The sequence below is a fragment of the Robbsia andropogonis genome (genome assembly GCF_000970345.1).
In the GTDB taxonomy this organism is placed as follows: domain Bacteria; phylum Pseudomonadota; class Gammaproteobacteria; order Burkholderiales; family Burkholderiaceae; genus Robbsia; species Robbsia andropogonis.
In genome coordinates this window covers 290,968-310,696 of the sequence record NZ_LAQU01000001.1, presented here as the reverse complement: position 1 = coordinate 310,696, position 19,729 = coordinate 290,968, and the positions used below count along the sequence as shown (strand labels likewise).

The 19,729-nt window shown below is 60.5% G+C and carries 15 protein-coding genes; 5 read left to right on the top strand and 10 right to left on the bottom strand.

Going from position 1 to position 19,729, the window contains the following annotated elements; genetic code table 11:
- Nucleotides 1-691: 691 nt before the first annotated feature.
- The gene (locus WM40_RS01435) at nucleotides 692-2,317 is read right to left on the bottom strand and encodes an MDR family MFS transporter (RefSeq protein WP_236693332.1); all 1,626 of its coding nucleotides are present in this window, start codon (nucleotides 2,315-2,317) and stop codon (nucleotides 692-694) included.
- 198 nt (nucleotides 2,318-2,515) lie between these two features.
- On the opposite strand from WM40_RS01435, the gene WM40_RS01430 reads away from it, so the two are divergent.
- The gene (locus WM40_RS01430) at nucleotides 2,516-3,028 is read left to right on the top strand and encodes an acyl-CoA thioesterase (protein WP_024902453.1); all 513 of its coding nucleotides are present in this window, start codon (nucleotides 2,516-2,518) and stop codon (nucleotides 3,026-3,028) included.
- Nucleotides 3,029-3,069: 41 nt separating this feature from the next.
- Here the strand turns inward: WM40_RS01430 and WM40_RS27580 are convergent, their stop codons facing one another.
- The 7 genes from WM40_RS27580 to WM40_RS01400 all read right to left on the bottom strand — a co-directional run bounded on the left by WM40_RS27580 (nucleotide 3,070) and on the right by WM40_RS01400 (nucleotide 11,375).
- Nucleotides 3,070-4,572 (bottom strand): MFS transporter, encoded by a 1,503-nt coding sequence (locus WM40_RS27580; RefSeq protein ID WP_157685658.1) that lies wholly within the window; start codon nucleotides 4,570-4,572, stop codon nucleotides 3,070-3,072.
- Between the two features lie 133 nt (nucleotides 4,573-4,705).
- Nucleotides 4,706-6,034, bottom strand: a complete 1,329-nt coding sequence (locus tag WM40_RS01420) for an NAD(P)/FAD-dependent oxidoreductase (protein WP_024902455.1) — start codon at nucleotides 6,032-6,034, stop codon at nucleotides 4,706-4,708.
- A 191-nt stretch (nucleotides 6,035-6,225) separates the two neighbouring features.
- On the bottom strand, nucleotides 6,226-7,974 hold the full coding sequence (locus WM40_RS01415; RefSeq protein ID WP_390173990.1) for an MFS transporter: 1,749 nt from the start codon (nucleotides 7,972-7,974) through the stop codon (nucleotides 6,226-6,228).
- Between the two features lie 112 nt (nucleotides 7,975-8,086).
- Nucleotides 8,087-8,278 (bottom strand): hypothetical protein, encoded by a 192-nt coding sequence (locus WM40_RS28485; RefSeq protein WP_081764812.1) that lies wholly within the window; start codon nucleotides 8,276-8,278, stop codon nucleotides 8,087-8,089.
- Nucleotides 8,279-8,464: 186 nt separating this feature from the next.
- Complete coding sequence (locus WM40_RS01410; RefSeq protein ID WP_024902457.1) at nucleotides 8,465-9,199, bottom strand: OmpW/AlkL family protein; 735 nt, start codon at nucleotides 9,197-9,199, stop codon at nucleotides 8,465-8,467.
- Nucleotides 9,200-9,435: 236 nt separating this feature from the next.
- Nucleotides 9,436-10,389 (bottom strand): N-acetyl-gamma-glutamyl-phosphate reductase, encoded by a 954-nt coding sequence (gene argC / locus WM40_RS01405; protein WP_024902458.1) that lies wholly within the window; start codon nucleotides 10,387-10,389, stop codon nucleotides 9,436-9,438.
- Nucleotides 10,390-10,592: 203 nt separating this feature from the next.
- On the bottom strand, nucleotides 10,593-11,375 hold the full coding sequence (locus tag WM40_RS01400) for a YbhB/YbcL family Raf kinase inhibitor-like protein (protein ID WP_024902459.1): 783 nt from the start codon (nucleotides 11,373-11,375) through the stop codon (nucleotides 10,593-10,595).
- 174 nt (nucleotides 11,376-11,549) lie between these two features.
- Here WM40_RS01400 and WM40_RS27575 point away from each other — a divergent pair, with 174 nt between their 5' ends.
- A complete protein-coding gene (locus WM40_RS27575) occupies nucleotides 11,550-12,860 on the top strand; it encodes a LuxR C-terminal-related transcriptional regulator (RefSeq protein WP_082102359.1) in 1,311 nt (436 codons plus the stop codon).
- Between the two features lie 117 nt (nucleotides 12,861-12,977).
- Here the strand turns inward: WM40_RS27575 and WM40_RS01390 are convergent, their stop codons facing one another.
- Nucleotides 12,978-13,664, bottom strand: coding sequence for an orotate phosphoribosyltransferase (locus WM40_RS01390; RefSeq protein WP_024902461.1), 687 nt, complete (start codon nucleotides 13,662-13,664; stop codon nucleotides 12,978-12,980).
- Between the two features lie 417 nt (nucleotides 13,665-14,081).
- On the opposite strand from WM40_RS01390, the gene WM40_RS29830 reads away from it, so the two are divergent.
- From WM40_RS29830 to WM40_RS01370, 3 genes are all read left to right on the top strand, one after another.
- The gene (locus tag WM40_RS29830; protein WP_157685657.1) at nucleotides 14,082-15,050 is read left to right on the top strand and encodes a DUF481 domain-containing protein; all 969 of its coding nucleotides are present in this window, start codon (nucleotides 14,082-14,084) and stop codon (nucleotides 15,048-15,050) included.
- A 301-nt stretch (nucleotides 15,051-15,351) separates the two neighbouring features.
- Complete coding sequence (locus WM40_RS01380; protein WP_024902463.1) at nucleotides 15,352-16,128, top strand: DUF481 domain-containing protein; 777 nt, start codon at nucleotides 15,352-15,354, stop codon at nucleotides 16,126-16,128.
- Nucleotides 16,129-16,754: 626 nt separating this feature from the next.
- Nucleotides 16,755-19,025, top strand: coding sequence for an NADP-dependent malic enzyme (locus tag WM40_RS01370; protein ID WP_046152010.1), 2,271 nt, complete (start codon nucleotides 16,755-16,757; stop codon nucleotides 19,023-19,025).
- Between the two features lie 127 nt (nucleotides 19,026-19,152).
- On the opposite strand, the gene WM40_RS01365 is transcribed toward WM40_RS01370, so the two are convergent.
- Nucleotides 19,153-19,686, bottom strand: a complete 534-nt coding sequence (locus tag WM40_RS01365; protein WP_024902466.1) for a TlpA disulfide reductase family protein — start codon at nucleotides 19,684-19,686, stop codon at nucleotides 19,153-19,155.
- Nucleotides 19,687-19,729 lie beyond the last annotated feature (43 nt).

Here is a 19,729-nt window from a genome sequence, read left to right as displayed (position 1 = left end):
CAAGGCACTTTATGGAACCCTTTTGATAATAGAGGTGATAAATTTTAGCGTAATGGCGGCGAAGACCCATAAGTCTGGCGTCGACGTATCTAACGTTGGGGAGTGCGACGTTGTCACTCGTGGGGGCATGCCTAAAGGTCCCCAACAAATGGCTCGGCGGCTTCGCGGAGACAGCTGCGGCAACCACTCTTGCGAATATGAAGGTGGCAGCGAGTTATTTGAGTGGGCTTAGTGGTTTCATCTCTTTATATGCCGATGCGGATAAAGCGATCAGCAATTGGCGCGCGGGCAAGCTGACGGAGTCACTTTAATACGGCGTCAAGGCAGTCAATGATTTTACTTCCGGAACGGCATATGTGTTGACGGCAATGTCATCGTTGGCATCTGTCATAGTCAGATCGGTTCAAGGCGGAACGAACGGTGCTGCGAAAGTACGCTTTTTAGGACGACTCGCTCTCGGGAATTTGGCGAATGCAGAGCGAGCGACGCAGCTTGCGCCTCCGTAAACTTGCTCGTCTTCATGGCATCTCTTCCCGGTTCGGACCAGTCAAATAATGCCGGATTCTCTAGTTTTCAACGAGACTATTTTCTGGGGTAGGGTCATCAGCGTTCATCTGATTGTTGGGCTCAATACTCTAACCGATTCGCGCCGCCTATTTGCACCAGAGCCGTCTCCCGCACGTTTGCGTTCTCAGGCGGATGAGCGCCGGCTCAGGCGGAAAACCATGACGAAGGCGATGAACATCAGGAAGCCGCCGGTGATGAGGCTGGTGCCGATGGCACCTTGATAGGCGTGCGCCAGCATGTGCTGTTGCGCGACGGGCAAGGCACGCATGGCGCTGATGCCATGCTCCAGCAACGTCGTGACATCCACGTCCAGAGGCAAAGACGCCAGGCGCTGATGCAGGGCGAATGCCATGACGCCGCCGGACAGCGCCGTGCCCAGCGAGCCGCCAAGCGACCGTACGAAGGACATGGAGGCGGTGGCCGCGCCCAAGGACGTGGGGGGTACGGCGTTTTGCACGACAACGGTGGCGTTCGGCATGCCGATCCCCATGCCCATGCCGAGCAGTGCCATCACCGCGAGAAACGCCCATACGGGCGCGCCGAAATGCGCACACGTGGCAAGCAGTGCCAGACCGAGGAATTCGAGGAACACGCCTAGCGCCAGCAGTTGGGTGAAGCGCTTCGTTCGCGACGAAATCCGGCCACCCACCACTGAGCTGATCATCATCGCGATCACCTGTGGCAGCATCATCATCCCGGATTCGGCGGGCGTCTGGCCCAACACCAACTGGTAGTACAGCGGCATGAACACGAGTGAGCCCATCATCGCGAATGCCATGCAACCGGAGGCGGCAACGCTGATCGCGTAGGGGGGCAATCGGAACAGGGTCAGATCGAGAATCGGCTCCGCCGCCCGATGTTCCACCACCAGTAACAGGCCGAACGCCAATACGGCCAGCAGGCCGAGCCCGATTCGCGACAGCAGCGCGTCCATCGCGGCATTGGCGTGAGCACTCGCCACCTCGGTTGCCGCACCACCGCTGTTGAGCAGCAGCAGGAGCGCCGCGGTCCCGATGCTCAGCAACGCGGCTCCGGCGTAATCGATTCGATGGCGGCCGCCACGTAACCCTTTTGGTAGCGCGGACATCACCAGCGCCAGGGACACCACGCCAATGGGCACGTTGATCAGGAAAACCCAACGCCACGACGCGTGGGACGTGATTATCCCCCCAAGCAACGGCCCCGCGACACTACTGACCGCAAACGCCCCGGTAAACAGGCCCTGGTAACGTCCGCGTTCCGTCGGTGTGACGATGCTGCCGATAACCGTTTGCGACAGCGTCATCAGCCCGCCGGCCCCCAGTCCTTGCAGGCCACGAAACAGGATCAATTGCATCATCGTCTGCGCGGAGCCGCAGAGCCCCGATGCCACCAGGAACAGGACGATGCTGATGGCGAAGAGGGGGCGTCGCCCGTACATGTCGGACAACTTGCCGTAAAGTGGTGCGCTGATCGTCGAGGTCAACATGAAGGCCGTCACGACCCACGTCATATGCACCAGTCCGCCGAGGTCGCTCGCGATGACCGGTAATGCCGTGGAGACAATGCTCTGATCCAGCGCGGCCAGAACCATTGCCAGCATCAGCCCCGCGAAAATGACCTTGCGCCGACTCGGCGCCACCAGCACGATATCAGCAGTGCGATCGGCATCGGCATGCTCCCTAGTCTGCGGGTCCGACGCGCCGGCCGTCTTTCCGGCGGCGTTGTCGGGTGAGGGGTAAGGGGATGGCGGTGTAGGGGAATCCGGCAAAACAGAGCTCCAGGGAAAATGGGGCGACGATGTCGACCGATGGTATCCGTTTCCGGGATGGAAAGTCTTTGTAAGGATTCTGTGCATCAAGGGCCAGGAGGATCATCGCGGTATGATGTCCTCGCGTGGCGCTTGTCTGTCTTGCTCGAAGACACGGCGCCGTCATGGCTCAACCCACCAATACACACGAAAAATACGATGAACGAGGCCAGTCACCAGTTATCGATGACGGTGTTGATGACGCCGGACATGGCGAATTTTTCCGGCAACGTCCATGGCGGCGCGGTCCTGAAGTTGCTGGACGGCGTTGCCTATGCTTGCGCGAGTCGCTATGCGGGGCGATATGTCGTGACGTTGTCCGTCGATCAGGTCGTATTTCGTCAGCCCATTCACGTGGGAGAACTCGTCCATTTTCTCGCGGCGGTCAATTACACCGGACGCAGCTCGATGGAAATCGGGATCAAGGTCGTCACGGAAAATATCCGAAGCCAGGTCGTCCGCCATACCAACAGCTGCTATTTCACGATGGTGGCCGTCGACGACGAGGGCCGCTCGGTCGAAGTGCCGCAATTGCAGCCGTCGACCGTTGAGGAGCAGGAACGGTTCCGCAAGGCGCAACTGCGGCGACAGCTGCGCAAGGAGATGGAGGATCGCTATCAGTCGATCCGTGCGTCCGGCTTCGATGTCGCGGGAGGCGCGAAAGGCGACTAGGCGATCCACGTCCGCTTCCAACGGGGTTTCTCCGCCGGTTGCTACAGAGCCGCCGCCGGCGCGTTGCTCGACTGGTTGCCGATGCGCGCCCTGACCCTGAAGATGATGGCCGCGCATCCCGCCAGCGTGATCGTGAAAATGGCCGTGGCGGCGGATATGCCGAGCCAGTCCGACAACACGCCGAAGGCGAGGATCGGCATCGTGCAGCCAACGTAGCCGATCACGTAGAACAGGGACACCACTGCCGCGCGGGCATGTTCCGGCGCCGCATGATTGACGAGGGTAGCCGCGCCGACGAACGCGGCCCCATATCCCACGCCAAGCAGCACCATCGAGGCCGCGAACAGCATCGGCAGCTTCAGCCAGGCGGCGGTGGCGCACAAGGCCAGCATCACCGCGACAACCACGACACCGCCGATGATGGCGCCATGCGGCGGCATTTTTCGTGCGACGAGCTGCGTGCTGCCGGTCACCAGTTGGAACAGGCTCAGCAGCAGTGCGATCGATGCCGGATCATGGATCTGCATCAGCGTGTCCGCAAGGGACGGGGTCAACGTCATGACGAACGTGCCCGCGCACCACACCAGACCCAACGCGGCCGAGGCGATCAGGAACGGGGCACTGGACATCGCCTGCCATTTCGCCGGGGCCGCCGCCGTCGCGGTCTTGCCGGCGTCCCGCGTATCATGGGCGCCCGTGGCAGCATCGGGCGCCGAGGGCGGCGTATTCGCTCCCGCTGACACCGCAGCCGCGGCGGCTGCGGCGGTTGCCACCGGGACCGTTGCGCCGTGTTGCAGCGCCGCCTCGAAGGCGTCGGCGACGATGTCCACGCCCGTCCCGGACGCGAGCGGCGCGAACGCCGACGGAATCGATGCGTCGGTTGCCGAGGCCGGGGGCAGCACTACCAGAGTGTCTGTTTCCTGCACGTCGGGCGCGAGGTCGAGCACCGTTTCCCGAACGGGCCAGTACACGCGGGTCAACGCCACCACCGTCGCCAGCCCGGCGGACGCAATCAGCAGGAAGGACAGCCGCGTGGGGATCACATCGATCCACAGCGCGCCCGCATCCAGCAGCGGACCCAATGCGCAGCCGAATGTAATGGCGCTGGTGCCGAACAGGGCAGCACGCTTGCGCAATTCGACGGGCGCCAGTTCGACGATCGCGGCGCTGGCCGAACCGGTCAATGCCCCCACGCCGAGGCCTGAAATAATCCGGCCTCCCACCAGCCACCCGATCGACTGCGCGAACGCCATCGATACGGCGCCAATGCATACGCAGACCAACGCCGGAATCAGGATGACACGCCGGTCGGGCAGACGGTCGGACAGACGGCCCGTGGTCAGCAATGTCACCAGCACGCCCGCCGAATGCACCGCATAGATCACGGTTAGCATGGTACTGTCAAAGCCCATCCGCACCTGTAACTGGTGGTACAGCGGGGACGGCGCCGTGCTGTTGGCCGAGGCGATGACCAAGGCAAGCACGGCGAGCAAGAGGGCCCTCAGGGAGGCGTCGGGAGAGGGCGAACGCGAAGACGAATCCACTTGAAAACCGCGTCGGTCGCGGAAAAAGAAAGGGTGGCAGGGCCGGGACGTGGCAACGAGGTCGGTTTTCGTGCGAACGCAGCGATGTCTTCGGACATGGATACCGCGCGGAAACCGGCCGACGGGGACGTAGCTAGTGTAGTTTGATGCGGGGCGTCGACGATTTGCGCAGCCGCTGCGCAATGGCGTCGAGCAAGGCGTGCATCGGGCCAGTCAAGGCCATGAGGTGCTTACGATACAAGGACACGTACATCAAGCGGGCCAGCAAGCCTTCGATAAACAGGCTCTTGCCGCTGACCCCGCCCATCAAACTGCCCACCGCGGTCCAATGGCCCAGCGAAATCAACGAGCCGAGATCACGATACACGTACTGCGGCAGTGCCTCACCGCGCATGTGCATGGGTAGCGCCTTGGCAAGGAACGCCGCCTGCTGGCTGGCCGCTTGCGCGCGCGGCGGCACCAGGCGGCCAGTGGCGGGCCAGGGGCAGGCGGCACAGTCACCGAACGCAAAGATGTTCGGGTCGTCCTTCGATTGCAGCGTCTGATGAACGTCGATCTGGTTCGAGCGCGTAACGCTCAGCCCCGCCAAGGTGCCAAGCACCGCGGGGCCCTTGATGCCGGCAGCCCACACAGTCAGATCGGTCGGGATGTACTGGCCACCCTTGGTCTGCACGACGTTTTCCTCGACCTTCGCCACGACGTCGCCCGTCAGGATCGACACGCCCAGCTCGCTGAGTTGCTGCGCGGTCGCCGTGGCCACGCGTTCTGAAAGCGCCGGCAGGATGCGCGCATTGCCTTCGATCAGCGTGATGGTCACGTCCTGCCACGGGTCCAGCTTATGTACACCGAAATCGCGCAGTTCGCTGGCCGTCGTGCGCAGTTCGGCCGCCAGTTCGACGCCGGTTGCGCCGCCGCCGATGATCGCCACGCGGACCAGCGGGCGCGCGTTGTGCTGGGCCTTGGCCGGCGCACGCACCAGTGCGCTGATCAGCAGACGCCGGAAACGCTCCGCCTGCGCCACGGTGTCGAGTGCGAGCGCGTGCTGTTCGGCACCTTCCACATTGAAAAAGTTCGTCGTGCTGCCAATTGCCAACACCAGCGTGTCATAGGGCAGCGTACGTTCCGGCAACAGCGCCACGTCCTCGCCGCTGTCGCTGAACACTAGCGGCGCCAGCGTGATCGTCCTTGCTTCCCGGTCCAGCGCAACGAACTCGCCTTGCTCGAACTGGAAGTGATTCCAATGCGCCTGTGCCGCGTACTGTACCTGATGAATGTACGGATCCATGCTGCCGGCCGCAACCTCGTGCAGCATCGGCTTCCAGATGTGCGTGGCGTTGCGGTCGACCAGCGTGATGTGGGCCGTACCTGGCTTGCCCAGCTTTCGGCCGAGTTGCGTGGCCAGTTCGAGACCCCCGGCACCGCCGCCGACAATCAGGATCCGATGGCTGGTTTGCGTCTGCATCTTGGGTTGCACCTTGCTGAAGATCACGCCGCGCGGGGTGCGTCGACGTTAGGTCGGGACAAAAACATTATTGTAGCGACTGCCTGCCGCCGCTGTCGGTCCCGGCGCGTGTATCGCATCGCGTTTTACGACGATCGTGGTGCCTTCGGTCCCAGGGCGGACGCTTTGCCGCGCTTGCGCGATGATCGTTGCTATTGTTCATCCGACGCCTTCGGGGCGGTCTTTTCGGGGGAAGGCGGAGCGGGTTGTGCCGCCGGGGCGGATGGCGCGGCCGATGACCCCGCCGATGGCGTCTCGCCCGCGTTGTCCGGATGCATGGTTTCGGGCGGATGCGCCTCTGTGGTCAATGTTGACGTGGAGAGCACCACTGCGGTGGGCTTTGCGTGCAGGGTGATGTGCAGCAGCTTGCGCGTCATCAGCACGGCGATGAACGCGGCGCCTGCCGTCAGCAACATGCCCATATGAACGGAACCCACCAGCACGTCGCGGCTGGTCGCGATCAGGGCACGGCCCGCGACACCGATTTCTCGCAGCGCATCGAGGACCTGTTGCTGCGCGGCCGGATCGACCAATAACTGCGGATCGCGAAACCGCTGGGCAAGGGCTTCCGGCAGCGGCGTGTCGAGCGTGGCAGCCAGTCGCCGGCCCACGCCATTTTCGTAGCTATGCGTGACCATCACCCCAATCAGCGTAGTGCCCATCATGCCGCCAATCATCCGGGACGACTGCATCAGCGCGGTGGCAATGCCGAAACGGGCCTTGCCGGCGATATTTTGCGAAAAAATATTGAGATTGTTCAGCGTGAAACCGAGGCCCAGTCCGGCGAACATGACGGACAGCACCAGGAACCAGTGAGGCGTGTAGGACTGCGTGGCCATCACGCCCATCGCCGACGCCAGCATCAATGAAAAGCCGATCGTCAACGTGAGGGCCGGCCGACGCAACCGTATGACGATCGACGTATTGACGACGCTGCCCACCGCGATAAACGCGGCTTGCGGTGTTGCCAGCAGGCCCGCCAGTTGCGGCGACAGGCCGAAACCCCCTTGCAGCAGCAGCGGCGTGAAGAACAGCAACGAGAACATCACGAAGCCGGCCAGTACGGACATGATGAACAGCCGCACCAGTTCTGCGTTGCGAAACAAGTCCAGCGGGATGATGGGATGCGACGCCCGCTTCTCGCACCATAGCAGTCCGGCGATACTGCAGATGACAATGCCCAGCAGCCAAAGGTTGTAGGTCGTCAAACCTTCCCGAGGGATGGCCTCCACGGACATTTGCAGCGCCCCCAGCGCGACGGTGATCAGCACCGCGCCGCCGATATCCAGCTTGACTTGTCCGGTATGCACGTGCCGCACCCTCGGGAGGAAGCGCATGATGCAGAACAGGCTTGCGGCGCCCACGGGCAAATTGATCAGGAACGTCGATCGCCAGCCATATTGTTCGGTCAGAAACCCACCCAACGACGGGCCGGCCGCCGTACCGATGCCGTACGCGGCGGCCATCACGACCTGCCACCGCACGCGGGCACGCGCATCGGGAAACAGATCGGGGATCGACGCGAATGCCGTGGCCACCATCATGCCGCCGCCAATCCCCTGCAGGGCGCGCGCCAGTACCAGGAACAGCATGTTCGTCGCCAGACCGCACAGGATGGAAGCGACGGTGAAGACAATCACCGCCGCGACGACAAACGGCTTGCGACCGAAGAAATCACCGATACGCCCAAAGATCGGCACCGTCGCGATCGATGCCAGCAAGTAGGCATTGGCGATCCAGGCGTAATACTCGAAGCCTTTCAGCTCGGAGATGATGGATGGTAAAGCGGTACTGACGACAGTCTGATCGAGCGCAACCAGCATGTTGACGAGAGCGATACCGATCATCGCGAACAACGCTTGCTGGAAACGCAGCGCGGAAGGCGTTGCGGACTGAGGCATGGGTGGGACCGGGCAGGCTGGTGAAAAAGATGAGAGAGGCGCGTGGGGCATATAGTGGCGCTGCAAGCGCAATGCCACGCTGCCAGTGGCAACTCGGCGGTCCGCGCGATACTTAGCGCAGCGTGACTTCGATCGGTGCGGTATCGGTGAAATCCGGCATGGCTGCGAGCCGCATCTCAAGGCGTTCTACCCACTGACGCGCTTCGTCGCGTGTGACATCGATCCAATACGGATCGCCGGCCATGTCATTAAGACGATGCTGGGGAAATTGGATGATCAAGGAAGGCGTGGGCTGTGCGGGCATGGTCAAGGTGTCGGCAGGGGAGCGGCTTGAGCGCGGGGCCGAAGCCGTCGCGCGCTCAAACCTGTATTGTGCCCCTATCCCGGACGGCGCGCCTGTCCGAATCGCGCCATCGATGCGATCCGCGCCACAAAACTGTTCTCGCGGCGACGCGACGGGGTTTCCGCGGTCGCCGCTTTTTTGCCGGTGTTAGAACGTATAGCCCACGGACACGAAGGTCACAAGCGGGTTCACGCGCAATCGGGTCTTGCTGGTCACCGTGCCCACTGCTGACTGCGTCGTCAGCGTGGCGTCCGTGTTCAGCCACATGTAGGAGACCGATGCACCGATGGACCAATGCTTGTCGAACTTATATGACGCACCGGCATTGATCACGGGTGCGAATGAGCTGCTCAGGTCCGCACTGGTCTTCCCGACCAGCAAGGGACTCTGCGCGGCAAGGAATGCACCGTTGGCCATCTGGCCCGACAATTTGACGTTCGAGTACCAGACGTATGACACACCCGCACCCAGGTAGGGACGGAATTTCGCCTCGGGCTTGAAGAAGTTGTATTTCACAAGCAAGGTCGGGCTCCACTCGTTCGCCGTGCCCAGTTCTCCTAGCGAAGACAATCTGCCCTGACCATTCAGCTTCATTTTCGGCGGATAACCGAACACGCCTTCGACCGAAATGTGATCGGTGACGAAATAGTTCAGCGTGAGGCCGGCCGTGTTCGCATTGCTGACACTCGCGCCGGTATTGGCGACCGTCGTGGACGTGCCCCGCGCGCTGACCGTCAACGGCTTGCTTGAATCCTGAGGCGCCAGATGAAACCAACCGGCATTGACCGTAAAGCTGCCGGCGGATTGCGCCATTGCCGCGGTGCTGATACCGCATGCACAGGCGGTGAGCGCGGTGAACGCGCACGCTTGGCGGATTGTCATTGCTGTCTCCTTGTACCTTGAGCCTCAGGCGGGGGTGCCCGTTTATTAGATGTGGCTGCAAGTGATAATACGACGAACGATCGTGCTTTTTCGATTCGGTATTATCCCTGATGAGTCAAATAGGTAACACTCGACAGGTCAAGGTTTCGGGAGGATGGCGGAAAAAATCGGCGCTGTTAGCGGGAAGTAAAAAAATAAGCGTCCGAAGACGCTCGTTGGTTATGCCGCGCGACGGATCAATCCCGCGCCAGACCCTGATTCTCGGCACAACCCAGGTGCAGGTTCATGCATTGGATGGCGGCGCCGGCGGCCCCCTTGCCGAGGTTATCGAGCCGCGCAATCGTGACGATGCGGTCTTCATCGCCGAAGGTGAACAGATCGACGCGGTTGGTGTCGTTGCACGCTTGCACGTCGAAGAAGCCGCCATCGAGATTATCGGCCGCGCCGATCGGACGGACGTTGATGAAGTGTTCGTCGGCGTAATGCGCGCGCATGCAGGCGTGGATATCGGCCACGTCGGCTTTTCGGGCGAACTGGCGCGGATGCCAATAAGTCGTGACCGCCAGACCCTTGAGGAAGTTGCCGACGATCGGCGTGAAGATCGGCGCCGCGTCCAGCCCACCATGCGCCTTCATTTCCGGCAAGTGCTTGTGTTTCAATTCCAACGCGTACGGACGCGGACCTTCCAATGCGGGGGAGAGCGGAATCGACTGGTAATCAGCGATCATCTTCTTGCCACCGCCGCTATAGCCGGTCAACGAATAGGCGGACACCGGATAGGATGCCGGCACGATCCCCGCCTTGACCAGCGGATGCACGCTCAGGACGAAGGCGGACGCATGGCACCCTGGCACTGCGATGCGCTTTTTCCCGCGGATGGCGTCACGGTAGGCAGCGCCTAGTTCCGGCAGGCCGTATGCCCAGTTCGGATCGGTACGAAATGCGGTACTGGCATCGATGATGCACGTATGCGGATTCGTCACCAATTCGACCGACTGCCGCGACGCGACGTCGGGCAGGCACAGGAAGGTGACATCGGATGCGTCGATCAACGTACGACGTGCTTCCGGGTCTTTGCGTCGGTCTTCATCGATACGGAGGATCTCGATATCGGCGCGCGCGCTCAGGTATTCGAAAATCCGCAGGCCGGTCGTGCCTTCCTGCCCGTCGACAAACACTTTGAAGCTCATTGCGCTTCCTCTATCACGTCATGGGAACGCCACACACGGCGCATCGGCGCGCATCGCTCGTCGCAACGCGCACCCTTGTATTTTAAAGCCAACCGTGAGGCATTTGTCCGGTTTTCTGCAAAAGCCGCCAACGACGGCAGGACATTGTCGTGACGGGCCGTGCCGCCTGAAAGCCACGGCCAGACTACATCGCGCGGCTTCCTTCAGGGTTCCGAGAAGACCGGCGGCACGGCGCGCACTTCGATACTGGCTTGCGCAATCGCGTCATTCGCGATTTCATGCTCGAAGAACGGCGCCGGCAAGCCTTGTGCAACATGACCAATCGGCCCTTTCATGGCGTAGACGGTCAATATGTATCGGTGCGTTTCGGCGTACGGCGCGGTGGCCCAAAGGGGGTGGTCGACTGGCTTTTGCGGGAGTTCGCCGCTGGGGCGGTTCGTCATGCAGGGGCCGGTGTATCCCCCTTCGCTTGCGTCGTTGCGCGCTTGTACCGCCCCGAGCGCGGCGAGGGCACCAGACGCCGCCGCATTGGCGGGCAGTTGACTGATGCTGGCGGGGATACCCGCGACGGCCCAAAACCACCAGCCATGCCCAGGGGAATCGCGATCGAAGAACGTAATGGCGAAGGAGGTCGTGCCCTCGGGGGCATCGCGCCATTGCACGGCGGGTGATCGGTTCTTCCCTCCGCAGTCGAGACCGATCTGCGCTACGTCCAGCGGCATGCCCGGTACAAAATCCGGACTGCTGATGGAGAAAGGCGGTGCGGCGTAGGCGGATGGCAGCGTCATGCGGCAGACCAAAACCGCGCCCACGATCAATCGGACAAGTCGACGCCGAAGAGGGGATACCTCGAACCGCCTCGCACCCGTGCCGGTCCGGCGCGAAAAGGGGATGCCAACGAGGCCATCGAGGATGGCGGCGTCCCACGCTTGCGGGGCCGGCGCGTCGATCCAATCGACGCCTGAACGGAGAGCAAGCGGCCTCATGAGATATGCATGCGATTGAGCTGACAACGATAATCGAGTCTATCACGCCCCAGGCCCGATCGGTCGGTATCCCTCGGGCAGGGACCGGTGCCGTCGGACATGCCACGGCGTTGCGTCATCGATGTCATTCAAGCGTGTGTTGCACCGTGTGTAATGCGATAGGAGAGAGCAACGATGAGTGGAAGGGAGGACGCAGGCGCGTGCGCCATCCGGGTGATGCTGGCGGACGATCACCATGTCACGCTATGTGGCATGGCGATGATATTGGACGTGCCATTCGCGTTGGAGTGGCTGTATCGATCCGAGGCGCAGGGGCGTACGCCCACCGGCCAGGTCGCCAACGGGACGCGCTCGTGCGCGACACAGGGTGTCAAGGAGCGCGCAAAGCCGCGCGATGCCGGCGCGGCGCGCGGGATCGTGCCCAATGCGATCGACGCGCCGAATGGCATGTCCGACCGCATCGTGGTCGACGTCAACCGGGGGGGAATGGCTGCAGATGGGCCGCCGTCGCCGCCCGTTTCGTCATTGCAGCAGTCCGTGTCCGCGTCACCGGCGCTGGCATCATCAGCGGGGCCGTTGGCGCCCGCCGCCTGGCATCCCGCGACGAACGGTTTCACGTCAATGCCCTCAGCGCGCGCGCCACGGCGATCCGCATTGCCGCGGGTCGATCATGGCGATATCGATGACGATGAGGATGCTGGCGAGGTGCGTGCGTTATTCGCCGTGCGTGGCGGCTTTGAAGCGATCGCGGCGTATCGGGGATACACACAAGCGTGCATGCGTGACGGCCTCAAGACTGCCGCGCGGACAGGCGCGCGCGGCGCCGTCAAATACGCTTCACCCCGTCGCGACCGGCCGCCGTTCGACGTCGTGGTGACCGGCGCCTACTCGCGGTCGGTCGATCTGTTCGACGCCTTGGCCGGTACGCCGTGCGATGTACTGATCTGCGATCTTGCCATGGGGGAGGGGCCTCATGGCGATGGACTGACGATGATCGGTTATCTACGTCGGCATTATCCGCGCATCAAGTTGATCGTCCATACGATGTGCCTGCATGCTTGTGTGTTACGCAACCTGCAGTTGCTCAACGTGCAAGGCATCCTCAGCAAGATGGACGATCTCGCCCTGGTGCCCACGGCGATTCAAATGGTGCAGAAAGGCGGGACATTCCGCGGGCCGTCTATAACGGCGGCGTTGGTGCAGGCGGGCTATCCGGAGAGCGAGACGACGCGACCGGCGATCTGGAGCCCACGGGAAGCCGAGGTGATTCGTCGTTTCGTTAATGGCGATCCGGTAAAGCACATCGCGCAGGCCTTGAACCGCAGTGTCAAGACGGTCAGTACGCAGAAGATGAGCGCGATGCACAAGGCCGGTATCAGCAGCAATGCCGAGTTATATCAATACGCTGCCGCGAACGGTCTGCTGTCGATACCCGGTGTCGCTTCCACTGCGTGGCAGTGGCATGACGGTGGCGTCGACGATTGACCTTATCGTGCATCGGCAGTCCGTCACATCGGCCTGCGGACAATGACGTTGAAAGCACAACGCGCGCATCGGGCGCAACCGGAATTGCGCGCGCCCGCTGTCGCTATCAACAGCCTGTCAGGCAGATACGCCGTTTGAGCCGCCGTTGCGCGCTGACCAGCCTGCCGGGTCTTTCAGGAAGGCTTCCACTTCATCCAGCGTGTTCTGGTCGAAGTACGATTGCTTGCGCGCCACGGCGAGCACATCGTGCCAGGTCGCCAACGCGTGCAACTGCACCCCGATATCGGCCAGCGCCGTCTTGCTCTGTTCGAAGATACCGTAGTGGAATAGCACGAAAGTGTGCTTTACCTCGGCGCCCGCGGTGCGCAGGGCTTCGCAGAAATTGATCTTGCTCTTGCCATCGGTCGTCAGGTCCTCGACCAGCAGCACACGCGATCCTTCTTTCAGGTATCCCTCGATCTGTGCATTACGACCGAAGCCTTTCGGCTTCTTGCGCACGTACTGCATCGGCAGGTCGAGCTGATCCGCGATCCATGCGGAGAAGGGGATACCGGCCGTTTCACCGCCGGCAACGGAATCCAGTTGCTCGAACCCGATATCGCTCAGGATGACGTCCTTCGCCATTTGCATCAGTGCACGGCGTGCGCGTGGGAACGAGATCAGCTTGCGGCAGTCGATGTAGACCGGGCTTGCCCAACCGGAGGTCAGCTTGAACGGCGTTTCGGCGTTGAAATGGACCGCCTGGACTTCCAGCAGGATCTTGGCGGTGGTTTCGGCGATTGTTTGGCGGTCGGCGCTATTCATGTCGATGGCGTTCGGTGGAAATCCAATGGGATGCGCGGCGCCCTGGTGCGTACTGACGTCGCTGCGGCAGGCTGCGCACCGGCGCGCCGTGAGGCGGCATCAGTCGCAGACCACATCGGGCGATCGCGTCCCGGTCGGGACGCGCGCCAGGGGCGCGGGCGCGAGATGCGCGCCCGGCAACGGAATTGGGGCCACATTTTACATCAGTTGGACCACGTGCCAGGGCAAATATCGCTTTTTGATCGGCAGGAGCAACATTCCAGCCTCATTGTAACCGGCAATGATCATAAAGGTGCTGAGACCGAAGTCTTGCTGTATTTGTATGCCTTCGCTTTGGTGGTTTGCATATTCGCGGATCAATGGGCGGCCAAACAAGTCGACATCGACACTACGGAGACTATTTACCGGAGTGACATGATGATTGCTTTTCCCTCCCGATTCGTTGCAACCTTGCCCGTGTATCGCGGTATGCCTGACCCCGGGACGCATACGATGTTTGTCCACCGTGCCCGTGCAAGTGTAGCCGCCCACGACGATGCGGGAGCCGTCGGCAAGGGGACCGGTAAAAGATTGGCCTTTGCCGTCATTGTGCTTGCCTTATCATGCGCGGCACTCAGCGGCCGCGAAGCGCGAGCCGATCTTGTGGACCCCGGTGGCACGGTGACCGTGGTCTCGCCCTACGGCTTGAAGACCAAGATGGATTCCCGGTGGCGCGGGTCGATAAATGGTGGTTTCACCGGGGTCAATGGCGACGTACGCTCTTTCGCCGTCAATCTCGATGCGGATGCGCAGCGTTCAACCGGCATCGACACGATTACTTTAACCGGCATGGCGGTAAGGGGCCTGACACGTACCGCGAATGGTGTGTCCGCGCAGACCGCGAATTATCAACGCGGCCTGCTGCAGTACGATCGAAACATTAGCGATCGGGTGTACGGCCTCGGATATGTCGAACTCGAACGCGCACCATTACGCGGACTGTCGATGCGGACGACTTTCGGTGTTGGCGCGGGCTATCATGTTTTCAAGGATGTAAGCAAAACGTTCGACGTGTTTGGCGGTATCGGCTATACCACGGAGCGCTACGCAGCGTCGGATACCCAGCCCGGTGTTACGATCAAGGCACCGGAATTGATGGTGGGTGAACGCTTTACGTATCAGTTTTCCGAGCGGTCACGATTTGAACAACGCTTTGTTGTTTATCCCAGTGTGGGGCCGTTCGGTCGCGTCCGCACGCAGTTGGAACTGGCATTGAGTACTGCGATATCGGATCGATTGCAGGTAAAAATGTCCTTTCTGAATATCTATCGCAGCCATCCGCGTGCCAATAATAACAAGATGAATTCGATGTTAATGGCCAGCATTGGCTATGTGTTTGGCGGTTGATATGTCGGAGCCCGTCGCGCTGCGGCGGCGCGTCGGCGTGATGAAAGGTCATGAAAGATCCGTTCGTCCATTCGTGTTTCACGAAGAAAAGTGACATGCGGCAAGCGTCGTTCATGTCAAAAGCATTTTGGTTGCTCGCACGCGCGAATTGTTTGTCTGTTCTATGATCAGAGAGCAGCCGGTGCAAATGGCGGGGGCGCGTATGCGGTCGCGCTTTCCGTTTTTGCACTGGAAATCCAGGCTGTAGATGTGTCCGGTTCACGAATCGGGTCTCGCTTCCCTCATCCGCCTCTCTGACAACATGAAATTGAAAAACTTCCCTGTTCTGCCGCTTTTCATGATGTTCGCCAGCGCGCCTGTCTGGGCAGATCCCGTTGCTCTTGAGAGTAGCGCGGCCGTCAAGACAGACGGGCAATGGCGAGGATCGTTCAACGCGGGGCTGAGCGCCGCGTCGGGTGACACCAGTTCCATGGCCGTCAACGCCGCGGCCAACGCACAGTGGGCCAATACGACCGACAAGTTCGTGGGATCCTTGACTGGCCTCTACGGCTGGACGAAAGACAGCGACGGTACAAAGTCCACATCAAATAATTTGATCAAGTTCGATGCCGAATACGATCACGACCTGACGCCGAAGGTATATGCGCTAGGGGTGTTTCAGGCGCAACGTAATGAATTGCAGGATTTGAACTTTCAGTCTTCAGTAGGCGGCGGTTTTGGTTATCACGTCGTGAAGACGAATCCCACCGTGTTCGATGTCTATAGTGGTGTGTCGTACAACTATGAGCAGTACCACAGCAGTTCACGCAATTACCCTGAACTATTGATGGGTGAGAACTGGGTGCAGAAAATCGGCCCCAATACGACGTTCAACGAGCGCATCGCGGTGTATCCCAACCTTGGCTACATCGGCAACGTTCGTACGCAGCTCGACGCTGGCCTGACTACCCAAATCACCGATCACTTGAACTGGAAGATCACGGTTTCAAACAGCTATCAAAATCATCCAGTCTCAGGCGTCAAGAAAACAAATACGATTGTGATGACGTCCATCGGATACAACTTCGGTCCGAAATAAAGCGTATTGCATCGCAGCATCATGACACCGCTTTATTGCGTCGCAACATCCTGCCAGGAAGGCATTTCCGCGCTGGTTGCGTGCTTTGTCGCATGATGCAAGGCAGTTTGCATGTGACGTTCTGTCGCGCCCTGAGCGTGTAGCGATGCAAGGCCGGGACCATTTGTGCCCTCGTACAGCGTCCCCGGCGAGATCGTCGCGCTCTTTCCTTTTTGCATTGCCGGCAGTTCTCGCGTCGGACCCTTCGTGTCATTTCTTCGTAACGCCCCGCGCCATTTGCACGGATCCATGCATGAATGGCACACCTCACGCCTTGCGCCACATAATGTTTCGGCCCTTTAAATAAGAGGTAGAACGCGAGCAATTGGTTTGTTCCGTTTTGCTTCTCAATATATTCAGGGTGCCCGTCGCACGCTTTCCGCCAAGCGACGCAACTCGTGCCGCCCTCTCTCCATATGTGCCCCGCTGGCGGTTTGTGCTGGCAAAGGTGTACACTGGGCGCCGCTTATACTGGCCTAGCGTGGCCATCGTAAAGATATTATTGCGCGGTGTTATGGATGATCGGCGTGCTGGTATCCGTGACACCGCGTTGTTGCTTTTGATTCAGGTAACCAGGGGAGATGCAGATGGATGAAGAACTGAAAAAGAACGCGCTGGCTTATCACCAGTTTCCGCGTCCTGGGAAAATCTCTGTTACGCCAACGAAGCCATTGTCCAATGGCCTTGATCTATCGTTGGCGTATTCCCCTGGTGTGGCGGCCGCTTGCATGGAGATTCATGCGGACCCGCTGAATGCCAATAAATACACGTCGCGCAGCAACCTGGTGGGTGTGATCAGCAACGGGACCGCGGTACTGGGCCTGGGCAATATTGGCCCGCTTGCGTCAAAGCCGGTGATGGAAGGGAAGGGCTGTCTTTTCAAGAAATTCGCCGATATCGATGTCTTCGATATCGAGTTGGCCGAGACGGACCCCGACAAGCTGGTGGATGCTATAGCGATGCTCGAACCAACGCTAGGCGGCATCAATCTTGAGGACATCAAGGCGCCCGAGTGTTTCTATATCGAAAAGAAGCTGCGCGAGCGAATGAAGATCCCGGTCTTCCACGATGACCAACATGGCACCGCGATCATCGCCGCCGCTGCGATTCTGAACGGATTGAAAGTCGTCGGCAAACAGATCGGCGATGTGCGCCTTGTTTGCTCCGGCGCTGGCGCGGCGGCCATCGCCTGCCTTGACTTGTTAGTGCACCTCGGCGTGAAAAAGTCGAACATCCTGATGGTGGACTCCAAGGGCGTTGTGCATACCGGGCGCGATAATCTCGATCCGTCGAAGGCTGTCTATGCGGTGGAGACGAATGCCCGGACACTTGCCGATGCCACGCGCGGCGCGGATATCTTCCTGGGTTGCTCGGCTGCCGGTTTGTTGAAGCCGGAGATGGTCAAGGACATGGGGACGCAGCCACTGATCCTGGCACTGGCCAACCCTGAACCGGAGATCCGTCCGGAAGCGGCGCGTGCCGTGCGCCCGGACGCAATCATCGCCACGGGTCGGTCGGATTATCCGAACCAGGTCAACAATGTACTGTGCTTCCCGTTTATTTTCCGTGGAGCATTGGATGTCGGCGCCACGTCGATCACCGAGGAGATGAAGCTCGCGGCGGTGCATGCCATCGCCGAACTGGCCCAGGAAGCCGACCAGGGCGACGAAGTAGCAAAGGCGTATGAGGGCCATACGCTCGAATTCGGTCCGGACTACTTGATTCCCAAGCCATTCGACCCTCGTCTGATCATCAAGATCGCGCCGGCGGTGGCACAGGCAGCGATGGATTCCGGCGTGGCAACCTTGCCGCTCGATAGCCTGGACGCCTACCGCGACAAGCTGGCTTCCACGGTCTATCACACGGGCATGGTCATGCGTCCTGTTTTCGTCGCGGCCAAGGCGAACCAGGCGCGCATCGTCTTTGCCGAAGGGGAGGATGAGCGCGTATTGCGGGCCGCGCAATATGTCCTGGCTGAAGGCATTGCGAAACCGATCCTTATTGGTCGTCCTGCCGTTGTCGAAATGCGCTTGAAGAAAATCGGCTCGAAACTGCTGGCCGGTGAGCATTTCGATCTGGTGGATCCTGAAGACGATCCTCGCTTCCACCAGTGCTGGCAGGCATATCATGAGATTGGTGCGCGCGAAGGGGTGACGCCGGAGGTCGCGAAGGCGTCGCTGCGCAAATTCAACAGTCTGATCGCAGCGATTCTCGTGCGCCTTGGCGAAGCCGACGGCATGATCTGCGGCTTGATCGGCGGCTATCACGACCACCTGAAGTACATCGATCAGGTATTGGGTCGTGCCGACGAAGCGAAGAACTTTGCGGCGATGAACCTGCTGATGTTGCCGGGCCGGAACCTGTTCATTTGTGATACCTACGTGAACGAAGTGCCCACCTCCGAGCAACTGGCGGATATGGCGGTCCTGGCTGCCCGGCAGATCGCGCGTTTTGGTATTCAGCCGAAGGTCGCCTTGTTATCGAATTCGAACTTCGGTAGCGTCCCCAGTGCATCGGCAAAGCGGATGGCGAAAGCCCGCGAGCTCATTGCCGCACGGGAACCTGGTCTGCAAGTGGAAGGCGAAATGCATGGCGACGCGGCACTGTCGCAAAGTATCCGCAAGGCGGCGTTCCCGGCGTCGGCGCTGGAGGGCGAAGCCAATCTGCTGCTGATGCCGAATGTCGAGGCGGCCAATATCGCGTACAACCTGCTGAAGATGACCGGCGGGGAAGGCATCACCGTGGGCCCGTTCCTGCTGGGCGCCACGCATCAGGCGCATATCCTCACACCCGCCGCCACGGTCCGTCGCATCATCAATATGACGGCAGTCGCCGCCGCGAATATCGCGCAGGAATAAGTCGATGGAAAACGCCCGCTTTCCGTCGTCCGAGAGATCCGGGGCGGGAAAGCGGACGTTTTTCTTATACGGTGGGCATGTGCGCAGTGGGCGGTCGCACTACGCGGTGCCGGCGACATACCATGTTTTATGCTTGTGCCGACAAGGCTTTGGTGATCAGTTGGTGCAATTCCGCGAAAGAGGGCTCGCCAACGTACCGCTTCAGGATCTTGCCATCGCGGTCCACCAGGAAGGTGGTGGGGGTGAGTTGCACATTGCCGAATTCCTTCGATGCGTCGCCGGTGTTATCGAAAGCGACTTGGAACGGCAGGTTGCGGCTCTTCGTGTAGTTTTCCACATACGATCGATTGTCGTAATTCATCGCCACGGCAACGAACTCCAGGCCATCGTTCTTGAACTGGTTGTAGGTGCTGATCATCTGCGGCATTTCCTGCATGCAGGTTTCGCAGCTGGTTGCCCAGAAATTGACCAGGTACACCTTGCCTTTCAATTCGCCGGTAGAGACTTTCTGACCCGAGAGCAACGTGAACGTGGCATCTGGAACATGTTTTGTCGACGTAAACGCGAACCATCCCGACAACGTGAGCGCTGCGACGATGATGGCGGCGGCAATGCCGTAGATGCCCTTGCGACTCGTGGCCGTGGACGATGTTGGACGCATGACGTCAGCCTCTATGACCGCGCGAAAAAACGCGAATGGGGAA

Coding starts and splice junctions, on each gene's coding strand:
- WM40_RS29830 (WP_157685657.1), top strand. CDS start 14,082: ATGATTGCTTTTCCCTCCCGATTCGTTGCAACCTTGCCCGTGTATCGC.
- WM40_RS01410 (WP_024902457.1), bottom strand. CDS start 9,199: ATGACAATCCGCCAAGCGTGCGCGTTCACCGCGCTCACCGCCTGTGCA.
- WM40_RS01415 (WP_390173990.1), bottom strand. CDS start 7,974: ATGCCTCAGTCCGCAACGCCTTCCGCGCTGCGTTTCCAGCAAGCGTTG.
- WM40_RS01380 (WP_024902463.1), top strand. CDS start 15,352: ATGAAATTGAAAAACTTCCCTGTTCTGCCGCTTTTCATGATGTTCGCC.
- WM40_RS27575 (WP_082102359.1), top strand. CDS start 11,550: ATGAGTGGAAGGGAGGACGCAGGCGCGTGCGCCATCCGGGTGATGCTG.
- WM40_RS01365 (WP_024902466.1), bottom strand. CDS start 19,686: ATGCGTCCAACATCGTCCACGGCCACGAGTCGCAAGGGCATCTACGGC.
- WM40_RS28485 (WP_081764812.1), bottom strand. CDS start 8,278: ATGCCCGCACAGCCCACGCCTTCCTTGATCATCCAATTTCCCCAGCAT.
- WM40_RS01430 (WP_024902453.1), top strand. CDS start 2,516: ATGAACGAGGCCAGTCACCAGTTATCGATGACGGTGTTGATGACGCCG.
- argC (WP_024902458.1), bottom strand. CDS start 10,389: ATGAGCTTCAAAGTGTTTGTCGACGGGCAGGAAGGCACGACCGGCCTG.
- WM40_RS01390 (WP_024902461.1), bottom strand. CDS start 13,664: ATGAATAGCGCCGACCGCCAAACAATCGCCGAAACCACCGCCAAGATC.
- WM40_RS01400 (WP_024902459.1), bottom strand. CDS start 11,375: ATGAGGCCGCTTGCTCTCCGTTCAGGCGTCGATTGGATCGACGCGCCG.
- WM40_RS01370 (WP_046152010.1), top strand. CDS start 16,755: ATGGATGAAGAACTGAAAAAGAACGCGCTGGCTTATCACCAGTTTCCG.
- WM40_RS01420 (WP_024902455.1), bottom strand. CDS start 6,034: ATGCAGACGCAAACCAGCCATCGGATCCTGATTGTCGGCGGCGGTGCC.